The following is a 14,569-nucleotide window of genomic DNA, read 5'->3' on the forward strand; positions in this document are numbered from 1 at the left end:
ATCATTCCGTGCCGGAGGGCGTCATGGCGAGCCTAACCATCCGCAAGCTCGACGAACACGTCAAAACCTATCTGCGGCTGCGTTCGGCCAAGAATCACAGGTCCCTCGAGGAAGAGGTCCGGGTCATCCTGCGGGAGCTGATCGAGGGCCGTGAGGAGCCGCTGACGCCCTTTGCGGTGCCGCCTGCGGCATCCACCGCTCCGACGCCTCAGCGTACCGGCGCCCTTGCCGAGGCCAGCGTCACCCTGATCATCGGCGGCGGGATCGCGGCCTTTAAATCGCTCGACCTGATCCGAAGGCTGAAGGAGCGGCGCATCGAGGTCCGCTGCGTGCTGACCAACGCGGCCCAGCAATTCGTCACGCCGCTCTCGGTCAGCGCCCTTTCGCATGAGCGCGTCTATACCGACCTGTTCGATCCCCAGAGCGAGTTCGACGCCGGCCATATCCGCCTGGCCCGTGACTGCGACTTGATCGTGGTGGCCCCCGCCACGGCCGACCTGATGGCCAAGATGGCCAACGGCCATGCCGACGACCTCGCCAGCGCCATCCTGCTCGCGACCAACCGCAAGGTGCTACTGGCGCCGGCGATGAATCCGCTGATGTGGAACAACGCGGCGACCCGACGCAACGTCGCGCAGCTTCAGCGCGACGGCGTCGTGCTGATCGGGCCGAATTCCGGAGAGATGGCCGAGGCGGGTGAAGCCGGTATCGGCCGCATGTCCGAGGCGTTGGAGATCGCCGCCGCCGCCGAGCGCCTGCTGCGGCCGCCGGTGCCGCGCCCGCTCGCCGGCAAGCGCGTGCTGATCACCGCGGGCCCGACCCACGAGCCGATCGACCCGGTGCGCTACATCGCCAACCGCTCCTCCGGCAAGCAGGGTTTTGCCATCGCCGCCGCCGCGCAGGCCGCCGGTGCCCAGGTGATTCTGGTGAGCGGCCCGGTCGATCTCGGCGATCCCCAGGGCGTGACGGTGAAGCATGTGGAATCGGCGCGGCAGATGCTGGAGCAGGTGCAGGCGGCCCTTCCCGCCGACATCGCGATCTTCGCCGCCGCGGTCGCCGACTGGCGCGTCGCCAATGAGGGCGAGCAGAAGCTGAAGAAGACCTCGGCCGGCATGCCGCCGCTCCAGCTGGTCGAGAACCCCGACATCCTCGCCACGATCGCGAAGCTGACCGACAAGCGCCCGCCGCTGGTGATCGGCTTCGCCGCCGAGACCGAGCACCTCATCGACAACGCCAAGACAAAGCTTGCCCGCAAGGGCTGCGACTGGATCGTCGCCAACGACGTCTCGCCGGCGACCGGCGTGATGGGCGGCGACCGCAACACTGTCCACCTCATCAGCCGCAAGAATGGTGAGAAGAACGGCGAGATCGCGGTTGATTCCTGGCCCGCGATGACCAAGGAACAGGTCGCCACCGAGCTGATCGCACATATCGTCAAGAGTGTGATCGGCAAATCCCTGGAGCCCGCATCTTGAGCACGAAAGTCACGGTCGAACTGCAACGCCTGCCGCATGCCGAGGGCCTGCCGCTGCCGGCCTATCAGACGGCGGAGGCCGCCGGTCTCGACCTGATGGCCGCGGTTCCGGAGGACGCGCCGCTGACGCTTGCGTCCGGCCGATATGCGCTGGTGCCGACCGGCCTTGCGATCGCCTTGCCGCCCGGGCACGAGGCGCAGGTGCGGCCGCGCTCGGGGCTTGCCGCCAAGCACGGCGTCACCGTGCTGAACTCGCCCGGAACCATCGACGCGGACTATCGCGGCGAGATCAAGGTGATCCTGATCAACCACGGCGCAGCGGCCTTCGTGATCAAGCGCGGCGAGCGGATCGCGCAGATGGTCATCGCGCCCGTGGTTCAGGCCGCGCTGGTTCCGGTGGCGACCTTGTCGGCGACCGATCGCGGCGCCGGCGGCTTCGGCTCGACCGGCCGCTAACGCACGGCAGCGAGTTGGGCTTCACCTCTTCCGCTTGCGAGAGAAGTCGCGGAGCGAAGCGACGCGGGTGAGGGTTCTCTCCTCTTGGGGATTCCCACCGCGGAGACACCCCCTCCCCAACCCTCCCCCGCGAGCGGGAGAGGGAGCGCACCTTCATCGGGGCAACAATTCGCATGGGCCGCTAACGCACGGCAACTCCAGCCGAATTCCCCGAAGAACTACGTGAACCCGGAACGCCACGTCCCGCATTTTTTTGGGGCCGCCTTTGCGTTCACGATCTGGACTCTTACCGGTGGAGTCACGGTGGGGGTATTGTCGTTTGATTCGCGCGCGACGGGGGTCGCCGCGCGTAAATTCGTGCGGTCTTGGGGCAACTATGTCAGGCGTGATCGTGTCGATGCGTCGGACGCTGCTATCGTGCACATCGCTCGTGCGCGACGGCCTGATCGGGAGCGCTCTCGCGGCGCTGCTGCCGGCTGCGCCGGCTGAGGCCGCCGACTTCGTTGGCACACTTTCGGAATTGCTGGACTTCAACCGGCAGGAACTTGCGGTGCTCGCCACCGCGCTGGCGCTGCTCGGCTTCTCGGTGATGGCCGCGATCCTGCTGATGCGCACGCGCGTGCGCACGGCGAAGAACGAGGCGCGGCTGCGCGCGCGGATCGGGGAACTGCAACTCCAGGCCGACCGCTTCGGCGCGCTGCTGTTCGCCGAGCCGCAGATCCTGATCTCCTGGCCGGCCGGCGACAACCGCGCGCAGATTTCGGGCGACGTCTCGATGGTGCTGCCGCGCGACTCCTCCCCGCAGCGCGTGCTCGCCTTCGGAACCTGGCTGCCGCCGGAACCGGCGCTCCAGATGGACCACGCTGTGGATGCGCTGCGCGACCGCGGCGACGGGTTCCAGCTGACGCTGACCACCGCGCATGGCCATACGCTGGAAGCCATCGGCCGCGCCATCGGTGGCCAGGCCATTGTCAGGATTCGCGAACTCTCGGGCCTGCGCCGGGATCTCGCCGAAACCAATCTGCGCTACAAGGCGCTCTCCGACGAGACCGAGATGCTGCGCGGCTTCGCTGCGGCGGCACCCTGGCCGATCTGGGCCAAGGGCGAGAACGGTGCGCTCACGTTCGCCAACCCGGCCTATGTCCGTGCGACCGAGGCTGCAAGCTTCAGCGACGCTCACGAGCGCAAGCTCGAGCTGCTCGACAGCGCCGACCGCAGCGCCATGGAACGGGGACTGAAGGACGCGGCCAATTTCACCTCCCGGCTGCCGATCGTGATCGGCGGCGAGCGGCGCATCTACGACGTGCGCGCCGTCAATGTCGGCAGCGGCAGCGTCGGCCGTCGCGATCGATGCCAGCGAGGCGGATGCGCTGAGCTCGGCGCTGGTGCGGATGGCGGAGGCGCATCGCCGCACGCTCGACCAGCTCTCCTCCGGCGTCGCCGTGTTCGACGGCCACCGGCGCCTTGCCTTCTACAACGATTCCTACCGCCGGCTATGGGACCTCGACCGTACCTTCCTCGACGCCAATCCCGATGATTCCAGCGTGCTGGACCAGCTCCGTGCCGCGCGAAAACTGCCGGAGCAGCCCGACTTCCGCGCCTGGAAGGCCAAGCTGCACGAGGCGTATCGCGCGGTCGAGGCCGCCAAGGATACCTGGTATCTGCCCGACGGCCGCGCCCTCTCCGTCGTCACCACGCCGAACCCGGAAGGCGGCGTCACCTATCTGTTCGACGACGTCACCGAGAGCCTCGAGCTCGCCCGCCGCTTCGACGGCATGATCCGCGTCCAGCGCGAGACGCTGGACAGCCTCGCCGAGGGCGTCGCGGTGTTCGGCAGCAACGGCAAGGCGCAGCTGTTCAACCCGGCCTTCGTCCGGATGTGGAAGCTGTCGAGCGACGCGATGCGCGACGAGCCGCACATCCAGACCGTCGAAGGCTGGTGCCATCAGCTGTTCGACGACCCCGTGGTCTGGCGGCAGATCCGCGAGGCCGTCACCTCGATCGAGAGCCGCGCCGACGTGCCGCTGAAGCTGGAGCGCAAGGACGGCAGCGTGCTCGACGGCATGATCCGGCCGCTGCACGACGGCGCCACCATGCTGACGTTCCAGGACATCACCGACACCGAGAACGTCGAGCGCGCGCTGCGCGAGCGCAACGAGGCGCTGGAGGCCGCCGACCAGATGAAGGTGGATTTCGTCCACCACGTCTCCTACGAGCTGCGCTCGCCGCTCACCACCATCATCGGCTTCGCGCATTTCCTCAGCGACCCCTCGACCGGACCGCTGACGCCGAAACAGGCCGAATATCTCGACTACGTCACGAAATCGACCAACGCGCTGCTGGCGCTGACCAACAACATCCTCGATCTCGCCACCATCGACGCCGGCGCGATGAAGCTGGAACTCGGCCCGGTCGACGTCAGCAAGACCATCGAGCTCGCCGCCGAAGGCATCCAGGACCGGCTCGCCACCGACCGCATCCGCCTGAAGGTCGAGATCGCGCCCGATATCGGCAGCTTCATCGGCGACGAAAAGCGCGTGGTGCAGGTGCTCTATAACCTCCTCGCCAACGCCGTCGGGTTTTCTCCACAGGATTCCACCGTCGGCATCAGCGCGCGTCGCACCGAGCACAGTGTGGTCTTCACTGTGACAGATTCCGGGCCTGGAATACCTGCCGACATGAAGGACAAGGTGTTCAACTGGTTCGAAAGCCGCTCGCAGGGGTCGCGTCACCGCGGCGCCGGGCTCGGCCTGTCGCTGGTGCGCTCCTTCGTCGAGCTGCATGGCGGCAAGGTGCGGGTGGATTCGATCGTGGGCAGGGGCACGGTCGTGATCTGCGACTTCCCGACCGACCAGGCGGCGCATCGCGACGCCGCCGAATGAGCGCGCCAACCACATTCTCCGTCGCGCTTCACAACGAGACGGCCACCGCGCAACTGATGGCCGATCTCGCGCTGCTGGTCGGGCCGGGCGATGTCATCACGCTCACCGGCGACCTCGGCGCCGGCAAGACCGCGGCCGCCCGCGCCATGATCCGCTACCTCGCCGACGACGAGGCGCTGGAAGTGCCGAGCCCGACCTTCACTCTGGTGCAGGGTTATGAGCTGCCGCCGTTTCCGGTCATGCATGCCGACCTCTACCGCGTCGAGGACGAGAGCGAGCTCGAGGAGATCGGGCTGTCGCCGCTGCCGGATGCCACGCTTGTCCTGATCGAATGGCCGGAGCGTGCGCCGTCGGCGCTGCCCGAGGATCGCATCGACATCGCACTCAACCATCGTCCCGCTCTGGGCTCGAACGCACGTGCCGCCGACGTCACCGGTTACGGCAAGGGCGCAGCCCAGGTCGCGCGTCTGAAAGCGCTGCGCGAATTCCTCGACGCATCCGGCTATCTCGACGCGACGCGGCGGCGCATGGCCGGCGACGCCTCGACACGGTCCTACGCGCGGCTGCTGCGCGACGACGAGATCGTCATCCTCATGAACTTTCCGCAGCGCCCCGACGGCGCGGCGCTCTACAACGGAAAGTCCTACAGCGCCGCGGTGCATCTCGCCGAAAACGTCAAACCCTTCGTCGCCATCGACGAAGGCCTGCGCGCGCAAGGCATCTCGGCGCCCGCGATCCATCATGCCGATCTCGACCACGGCTTCCTGATATCGGAGGATTTCGGCAGCGAAGGCGTAATCGAAGGCAACCCGCCGCGCCCGATTCCCGAGCGCTACGAAGCCGCGACCGACGTGCTGGCGGTGCTGCACGGCAAGACGCTGCCGGAGACGCTGCCGCTGGACGGGCAGAGCTACGCCATTCCGGTCTTCGACATCGAGGCGATGCTGATCGAAATCGGATTGATGCCGGAATGGTATCTGCCCGATCGCAACGCGCCGCTGAGCGAGCCGAAGCGCGCGGAATTCTTTGCGATGTGGCGTGAGCTGCTGCAGAAGCCGCTGGCCGCGCCGAGGACGTGGATCATCCGCGACTATCACTCGCCCAATTTGATCTGGCTCGGGATGCGCACCGGCATCGAACGCGTCGGCGTGATCGATTTCCAGGACACCGTGCTGGGGCCGCAATCCTACGACGTGGTGTCGCTGCTCCAGGACGCCCGCATCGACTTGCCCGAGAATCTCGAGTTGGCGCTGTTGTCGCGCTACATCAAGGCGCGCCGCGCTGGTGATGCGAGCTTCGATCCGGCCGGTTTCGCCGAGCTCTACGCCATCATGTCGGCGCAGCGGAACACCCGCCTGCTCGGCACCTTCGCCCGGCTCAACCGCCGCGACGGCAAGCCGCATTACCTGCGCCACCAGCCGCGGATCTGGACCTACCTCCAGCGCTCGCTGGCGCATCCCGCGCTCAGCCATTTGCGCGACTGGTATCTCGCCAACGTCCCGCCACCCCAAAGGCCGTCACAAGAACCGGCACCAGAACCGCCCCAAGGCTGATTCGGGCCCGATTTACCGGCTGTTAGCCAAGACGTCGGTATTCTGGCGGCAAGGAGCCGAATGATTACCGGGCTGGAGCAAGGGCAGATGGCGGTGAAGACAGACCAGCGCAGCAACAGCCGGGTTGTTTTCGAGCGTGGGATTCCGGCCCAGATGATGGGAATCGACGGCACGTGGCGGCGCGACTGCACCATGGAGGACGTCTCCCAGAGCGGCGCCAAGCTGACCATCGACGGTTCGGTCGAGGGCCTCCATCTGAAGGAATTTTTTCTCCTGCTGTCATCCACCGGACTCGCGTACCGGCGCTGTGAGCTTGCCTGGGTCAATGGCGACCAGATCGGCGTCAATTTCCTCAAGCTCGGCGACAAGAAGAAAAAGGCGCGTTCCGCATCCGTCGGGGCGTAACGGCCACACCCGTCGTACAACCGTCACGGCAGGTGGCTAAGGCGGTTGAGATGCGGTGCGGCTGAATGAGTCCCGTGCTAGGATTGCCGCGAACGCGAATTCCAAGGGCAATTTCGAGAGTAATTCCAAGAGTTCTAATCCCAAGAGTTCTGAGTCCACGAGGCTGAGAAAGACGAATCTGAGAAAGCAAACGATGTCCGTCAAACCGACCAAAGCCATGGTGCTCGCCGCAGGGTTCGGCCTGCGCATGCGTCCGTTGACGGACAAGATGCCGAAGCCGATGGTGCCGGTGGCGGGCCAGCCGCTGCTCGACCACGTGCTCGACAAGCTCGGCCAGGCCGGCGTGAGCGAGGCGGTGGTCAACGTGCATTACCTGCCGGACCAGATCATCGATCACGTCGCATCGCGCCAGCATCCGCGCGTGACCATCTCGGACGAGCGCGACCTGGTGCTCGGCACCGGCGGCGGCGTGGTCAAGGCGCTGCCGCTGCTCGGCAACGCGCCGTTCTTCCATGTCAATTCCGACACGCTGTGGATCGACGGCGTGCGCTCGAACCTGGCGCGGCTTGCCGAAAACTTCGATCCCGCGCGCATGGACATCCTGCTCTTGATGGCGCCGACGGCGACCAGCATCGGCTATAGCGGCCGCGGCGATTACGGCATGCTGCCCGACGGAGCCCTGCGCAAGCGCAAGGAGAAAGAGGTCGTTCCGTTCGTCTATGCCGGCGCGGCGATCCTGTCGCCGTCGATCTTCGCCGATGCGCCGCAGGGCGAGTTCTCGCTGACCAAGATGTTCGACCGCGCCAACGAGCAGGAGCGCCTGTTCGGCCTGCGCCTCGACGGCGTCTGGATGCATGTCGGCACGCCTGATGCGGTGCATGCCGCGGAAGAGGCATTTCTGGAGAGCGTGGCGTAGGCCGCGAACACGGTGCCGTAGGGTGGGCAAAGCGAAGCGTGCCCACCGCACAAGCTAACTCCAATGACGAATACGGTGGGCACGGCGCAAGCGCGCCTTTGCCCACCCTACGAGGCTACGGGCCGTGACGAACAGCGGGGACGACTTCACCTCCGCCCATGACCATTTGTGTCCGCCTCCCTATATTGGCGCCTGATCCCGAATCAGGCAGCCGATGCGCGTTTTCAGTGTTCCCATCTCAGTTCCGTTCCTGCGCACGGTCGTCACGGCCCTGCTCGACGGCCGGCTGGTCGCGGGATTCGAGGCGCGCAAGGAGCCGGCACGGCTTGCGGACGCCACGCTGTACCTGCCGACCCGGCGCGCCATGCGTGTCGTGCGGGAGATCTTCCTCGACGAGATGAAGGCGGACGCGGTCGTGCTGCCGCGCATCGTCGCGCTCGGCGACATCGACGAGGACGAGCTCGCCTTCGCCGATGAAGGCGAGCAGTTTTCCGGCGCAACGCCGCTCGACATCCCGCCGCGCCTTGGCGAGCTCGAGCGACGGCTGACGCTGGCGCAGCTCGTCGCGGCCTGGGCCAAGGGGCCGGTGCTGTCGCCGCTGGTGGTCGGCGGCCCCGCCTCGACGCTGGCTCTCGCCGGCGATCTCGCGCGCCTGATCGACGACATGGTGACGCGCGGGGTCGACTGGAGCGCGCTCGATGGTCTGGTGCCGGACCAGCTCGATCGCTACTGGCAGCACTCGCTCGAATTCCTGCGCATCGCCCGCATCGCCTGGCCCGGCCATCTCGCCGAGATCAACAGGATCGAGCCCGCGGCGCGGCGCGACCTCCTGATCGCGGCGGAAGCGAAGCGCCTGACCGCGCATCCGCATGGGCCCGTGATCGCGGCCGGCTCGACCGGCTCGATGCCGGCCACCGCAAAATTCCTGCATGCGGTCGCCTCGCTGCCGCATGGCGCGGTGGTGCTGCCGGGCCTCGACACTGATCTTGACGAGGATGCCTGGCGGACCATCGGCGGCGTGCGCGATGCGCTCGGCAAGTTCGCGGAGCATCCCGCATCGAACCATCCGCAATATGCCATGCACGCGCTGCTGGAGCGCTTCGGCATCAAGCGCGGCGACGTCGAGCTGCTTCAAGCGCCGGCGGAAGGCGGCCGCGACCTGCTCGCATCCGAATCGATGCGGCCCTCCGCCAAGACGGAAGTCTGGCACGACCGGCTGAAGCAGCCGGATATCGCGGCAAAGATCGCCGGCGGCATGACAAACCTCGCGGTCGTCGAAGCCCCCAACCCCGAAATGGAAGCGCTGGCGATTGCGATCGCGATGCGCGAGGCGCGGCACCTCGACAAGTCGGCGGCGCTGGTCACCCCGGACCGCGCGCTGGCGCGCCGTGTGATGGCTGCGCTCACCCGATGGGATCTCGCCTTCGACGATTCCGGCGGCGACGTGCTGATGGAGACGTCCGCCGGCGTTTTTGCGCGCCTTGCGGCCGAAGCGGCGACCAAGGGATTGGAGCCGCCGACGCTGCTGGCGATGCTGAAGCATCCACTGTGCCGCCTCGGCCGCGCGCCGGATACATGGAAGGCGGCAATCGAAGGCCTGGAGCTCGCCGTCTTGCGCGGCACGCGCCCGCCCGCGGGCACGGCCGGCCTGCTGCGTGAATTCAACCGCTTTCGCGAGGAACTGGCCAAGCTGTGGCGCAGCGAGGTCTCCGCGCTCCACAAGGCCGAGCCGCGCGCACGCCTCAAGGCGGAGGATCTCGATCGCGTCCAGGCCCTAATCGATGCTTTGCAGAAGGCCTTGGCGCCGATCGAGAGTCTGGCGCCGTCAAAACCATATGACTTCGCCGAGCTCGCGCACCGGCATCGCGAGATCATGATCGAGCTGTCGCGCGACGAGCAAGGCATCCCGCTCGCCTTCGAGGAGCGCGAGGGCCTCGCACTCGCCGGCGCCTTCGACGATCTCCTGCGCGGCGGCACGACCAGCGGACTGATGGTGCCGCTGCCTGATTACCCTGATGTCTTCCAGACCGCGTTCGGCGATCGCGCGGTACGGCGGCGTGACAAGCCGGGCGCGCGGCTCCAGATCTACGGCCCGCTGGAATCGCGCCTGATGCAGGCGGACCGCATCATCGTCGGTGGCCTGATCGAGGGCGTCTGGCCGCCGGCGCCGCGCATCGATCCCTGGCTGAGCCGCCCGATGCGGCATGAGCTCGGCCTCGATCTGCCGGAGCGCCGCATCGGCCTCTCCGCCCACGATTTCGCGCAGTTGCTCGGCGGAGATGAGGTGATCCTCACCCATTCCGCCAAGGCCGGCGGCGCGCCGGCGGTGGCTTCGCGCTTCCTGCATCGGTTGGAGGCGGTTGCGGGCGACGATCGGTGGAAGGCGGCCATTCGCGCCGGCGAGAAATACGTGCGGTTCGCAGATCGGCTGGACCAGCCCGACGAGGTCAGGCCGATCAAGCAACCCGAACCGCGGCCGCCGCGCGCGACACGGCCGCTGAAGATGTCGGTCACCGCGATCGAGGACTGGCTGCGCGATCCCTACACGATCTACGCCAAGCACATCTTGCGGCTGGATGCGCTCGATCCCGTCGACATGCCGCTGTCGGCCGCCGACCGCGGCTCGGCGATCCACGATGCGATCGGCGAATTCACGGAACGCTATGCGACGCGCCTGCCCGACGATCCCGCCCGCGTGCTGCGCGCGATCGGCGAAAAGCATTTCGCGCCGCTGATGGAGCGCCCCGAGGCGCGCGCGCTGTGGTGGCCGCGCTTCCAGCGCATCGCGCGCTGGTTCGGCGAGTGGGAAACGGCACGGCGCGACGTGGTCGAGGCGATCACCGCGGAGACCCGCGGCGAGATCTCGATCACGCTCGACAATGAACGCAGCTTCCGCCTCTCCGCGCGCGCCGACCGCATCGAGCGCCGCCAGGGCGGCGGCTACGCCATCCTCGACTACAAGACCGGCCAGCCGCCGACCGGCAAGCAGGTCCGCATGGGCCTGTCGCCGCAGCTCACGCTGGAGGCGGCGATCCTGCGCGAAGGCGGCTTTCCCGACATCGACGCCGGCTCATCCGTGAGCCAACTCGTCTATGTCCGCCTCAGCGGCAACAATCCGCCGGGCGAGGAGCGCATCCTCGAGCTCAAGTACAAGCAAGGCGACGAACCGCAGCCGCCGGATATTGCTGCCGCTGAGGCCCGGGCCAAGCTGGAAGCGCTGATCCGCGCCTTCGAGGACGAGAACCAGGCCTACACCTCGCTGAACCTGCCGATGTGGTCCAACCGCTACGGCACCTATGACGACCTCGCCCGCATCAAGGAGTGGTCGGCAGCCGGCGGATTGGGGATCGAGGAATGGTGAAGGCGCCACGCCCAATCCCCGATGAGGTGCGCGCCAGGCAGGCGCGTGCATCCGATCCGGCCGCATCGGCCTTCGTGTCGGCCAATGCGGGCTCGGGCAAGACGCACGTGCTGGTGCAGCGCGTGATCCGCCTGCTGCTGTCGGGTGTGCCGCCGGAAAAGATCCTCTGCATCACCTTCACCAAGGCCGCCGCCGCCAACATGGCCGAGCGCGTCTTCACCACGCTCGGCCATTGGGTGACGCTTGATGATACAGGGCTTGATGCCGCGATCCGCGCGGTCGGCATCCCGCACCCTGATCGAAAATTACGGCGCGACGCGCGAAAACTGTTCGCCTGTGCGCTGGAGACGCCGGGCGGGCTGAAGGTGCAGACCATCCACGCGCTGTGTACCCGCCTGCTCCAGCAGTTTCCGTTCGAAGCCAACGTGCCGGCGCGCTTCTCCGTCATCGACGAGCGCGACCAGACCGACATGATGGAGCGCGCCAATCTGAAGGTGCTGCTGGAGGCCGCGCGCGACCCGGAGACGGTCACGGGCCGCGCGCTGCTGACCGCGATGGCCAGCGCCGCCGACGTCACCTTCAAGGAGGTCGTGCGCGAGGCCTGTCTGAGCCGCGATCATTTCATGGCCTGGACCGACGAGGCCGGCAACGCAGAAGCTGCCGCCGCGCAGATGGCGGCGGTGCTGGGCGTTGACGCCGCCGACCGCATCGAGGACGTCGAGACGGAGATTCTCGACGGTCCGTTCCTGCCGCGATCGCGCTGGGACGACATCGCGTTTGCGCTGGAAGACGGCAGCAAATCCGACAACGACCAGGCCAGCCGGCTTCGCGAGGCAAAAGCGTTTTCGGGCGGCGCGCAGGTCGACGCCTATCTCGGCGTCTTCCTCACCGACGAGAAGCTGCCGCGCAAGGCGGTGCTGACCAGGAAATTTTGCGATCACAATCCCTCCGTCGCCCGCCTGTTCGAGAACGAGGCCCAGCGCATCACTGGATTGATCGAGAAGCGCCGCGCGGTAACCATGCGTGACCGCACGGCGGCTCTCTTGCATATCGCGACCGCTGCTGCCGCGAACTACCGGCGCGAGAAGCAGGAGCGCGGCCTGCTCGACTATGACGATTTGATCGACAAAACGCTGGCGATGCTCAACCGCGTCTCCTCGGGCTGGGTGCATTACAAGCTCGACCGCGGCGTCGACCACGTCCTGATCGACGAGGCGCAGGACACCAGTCCGCGCCAATGGGACATCGTCGCGCACATCATCTCCGAGTTCACCGCGGGCGAAGGCGCGCGCGAGGGGCTGAACCGCACGATCTTCGCCGTCGGGGACGAGAAGCAGTCGATCTTCTCGTTCCAGGGCGCGCAGCCCCGGGAATTCGACGCGCGCCGGCGCGAGCTGCACCGCAAGTTCACCGCCGCCGGGCTGAAATTCGATCCGGTCGCCTTCACCTATTCGTTCCGCTCGGGCGCCGCGATCCTGCACTCGGTCGACCACGTCTTCCGCGACCCCGCGATCTACAAGAGCATCCATTCGGTCGAGATCGGCCATCCCCTGCACAATGCGCTCGCCGATGCAGGGCCAAGCGTAATCGAGCTGTGGGACCTGGCTGAAGCCGACGACAGGCAGGATATCGAGGGCTGGCGCGCGCCGTTCGACGGCGTTGCCGTCACCAGCCCCGAGGTCAAGCTCGCCCGCCGCATCCAGGCAGAGATCAAGCGGCTGGTCGAAAGCGGCACACTCACCGGACACGACGGCGAGCGGCGGCCGCTGCGCTACGGCGACATGCTGATCCTGGTCCGCCGGCGCGGCAACGCGTTCGATGCCGTGATCCAGGCGCTGAAGCACGCCAACGTGCCGGTCGCCGGCGCCGACCGGCTGAAGCTCACCGAGCACATCGGCATCATCGACCTGATGAACCTTGCGGACGCGCTGCTGCTGCCGCAGGACGATCTCGCGCTTGCGGTCGCGCTGAAGAGCCCGCTGTTCGGGCTCGACGATGACGATTTGTTTGCGCTTGCCTGGGGCCGCAAGGGCTCGCTGCGCCGGGCGCTCGGCGAGCATGCGGCCGGAAGTGAGAAATTCGCCGCGGTGCTGCGGCGGCTCGAGGCCTGCGAAACTCGCGCGCGCGAGGAGACACCGTTCGCCTTCTACGCCTGGCTGCTTGGCGGCGACGGCGGACGCGCGCGCATCCTGCGCCGGCTCGGCCACGAGGCCAATGACGCGCTCGACGAATTCCTGGAGCTGGCGCTGAACTACGAGCGCAAGGCGCCGGCCTCGCTGCAAGGCTTCATGGCCTGGCTGCGCTCGGCTGACACCGAGGTGAAGCGCGACATGGAAATCTCCCGCGACGAGGTGCGGGTGATGACCGTGCACGGCGCCAAGGGCTTGGAAGCGTCCGTCGTGTTCATGGTCGACACCACGTCGTCGCCCGCGGACTCGCAGCGGGTCCGGCTGATCCAGGTGCCGCGCGGCAATGGCGGCGAGGTGGTGGTGTGGGCCGGCCGCAAGGCCGACGATCCCAAGCCCGTCGCCGAGGCCCGCAAGGCCATGCTCGAGGAGACCGAGGACGAATATCGCCGCCTGCTCTATGTCGCGATGACGCGCGCGGCCGACCGGCTGATCGTCGGCGGCTGCATGCCCGGCAATATGAGGACGGTCCGCAAGCTGAGCTGGTACGACCTGGTCGACACCGGGCTCGCCGGCTCCGGCCTGGAGAAGCAGACGGTGGAAACGCCGCTTGGCAAGGTGACGCGATTCGCCCGGCCGGAGGACGTCGTTGCCCTCGGCACGCCCGCGACATTCGTGGATCAGACGATCGCGTTGCCGGACTGGCTGCGGGCGCCGGCACCGCGCGAGATGCAGGACGACGATTCCGTGCGCCCCTCGGGCCAGTCTGCGGAGGGAGGCCGCGCGGTCCGGTCAGGCGAATCGGTGCAGTCGCGCGCTCTGGCGCTGCAGCGCGGCACGCTGGTGCACCGGCTGCTGCAATCCCTGCCCGACATCGCCGCCGAGCGGCGGCGCGAGGCCGCGCGCGGCTTCATGGCCCGCAATGCCTCGGACTGGACGGAGGCCGACCGCACCGCGCTGGCCGACAAGGTGCTCGCGCTGATCGCCGAGCCGCGCTTTGCCCCGGTCTTTGCCGCCGGCAGCCGGGCGGAGGTCGCCATCGTCGGCAGGTTGGAGCGGCCGGGCCGACCGCCAGCGCTGGTGTCGGGCCAGATCGACCGGCTGGTCGTTCGTCCGGATGAGGTCCTGATCGTCGATTTCAAGACCAATCAGGCCGCACCCAAAAGCATCGCCGAGGCGCCCGCCGTCTATGTCCGGCAGCTTGCGCTGTACCGGGCGGTGCTGGCGCGGCTTTATCCCCAAAAGCCCGTCAGGGCCGTCCTGCTCTGGACCGAGGCCCTTGAATATATGGAGATTTCAGCCCCCGCGCTGGACGCGGCGCTGGCATCCCTTCATCTCGGTGTGAGCGTCCTTGACCCGGCAAGGGGCCGTTCATAGGTTGACGCCATGATCCCGG

At 67.5% G+C, this 14,569-nt stretch carries 7 protein-coding genes and 1 pseudogene; all 8 read left to right on the forward strand.

Translation table 11 applies throughout. The features are described 5' to 3' along the window. Window positions 1–23 precede the first annotated feature (23 nt). The 8 genes and pseudogenes from coaBC (at window position 24) to addA (ending at window position 14,550) form a co-directional block, all read left to right on the forward strand. A complete protein-coding gene (gene coaBC, locus ACVWW6_RS06350) occupies window positions 24–1,475 on the forward strand; it encodes a bifunctional phosphopantothenoylcysteine decarboxylase/phosphopantothenate--cysteine ligase CoaBC (protein WP_456680367.1) in 1,452 nt (483 codons plus the stop codon). Continuing rightward, window positions 1,472–1,930, forward strand: a complete 459-nt coding sequence (dut, locus tag ACVWW6_RS06355; RefSeq protein ID WP_011083581.1) for a dUTP diphosphatase — start codon at window positions 1,472–1,474, stop codon at window positions 1,928–1,930. Before coaBC ends, dut begins: the two co-directional genes overlap by 4 nt. A 376-nt stretch (window positions 1,931–2,306) precedes the next feature. Then, window positions 2,307–4,812 (forward strand): annotated as a pseudogene (locus ACVWW6_RS06360) (ATP-binding protein). After that, window positions 4,809–6,365 (forward strand): tRNA (adenosine(37)-N6)-threonylcarbamoyltransferase complex ATPase subunit type 1 TsaE, encoded by a 1,557-nt coding sequence (gene tsaE, locus ACVWW6_RS06365; RefSeq protein ID WP_456680368.1) that lies wholly within the window; start codon window positions 4,809–4,811, stop codon window positions 6,363–6,365. The pseudogene ACVWW6_RS06360 and the gene tsaE overlap by 4 nt, the downstream one beginning before the upstream one ends. 87 nt (window positions 6,366–6,452) lie before the next feature. Next, window positions 6,453–6,770, forward strand: a complete 318-nt coding sequence (locus tag ACVWW6_RS06370; protein ID WP_011083578.1) for a PilZ domain-containing protein — start codon at window positions 6,453–6,455, stop codon at window positions 6,768–6,770. Between the two features lie 193 nt (window positions 6,771–6,963). Then, on the forward strand, window positions 6,964–7,686 hold the full coding sequence (locus ACVWW6_RS06375) for a nucleotidyltransferase family protein (RefSeq protein ID WP_028172501.1): 723 nt from the start codon (window positions 6,964–6,966) through the stop codon (window positions 7,684–7,686). A 214-nt stretch (window positions 7,687–7,900) separates the two neighbouring features. After that, a complete protein-coding gene (gene addB / locus ACVWW6_RS06380) occupies window positions 7,901–11,047 on the forward strand; it encodes a double-strand break repair protein AddB (protein WP_456680369.1) in 3,147 nt (1,048 codons plus the stop codon). Further along, window positions 11,041–14,550: a double-strand break repair helicase AddA gene (addA, locus tag ACVWW6_RS06385; protein WP_456680370.1), complete on the forward strand. Its 3,510-nt coding sequence runs from the start codon at window positions 11,041–11,043 to the stop codon at window positions 14,548–14,550. The genes addB and addA overlap by 7 nt, the downstream gene beginning before the upstream one ends. The last annotated feature ends 19 nt before the right edge of the window (window positions 14,551–14,569 follow it).

It is taken from the genome of Bradyrhizobium sp. USDA 3311, from assembly GCF_054062495.1.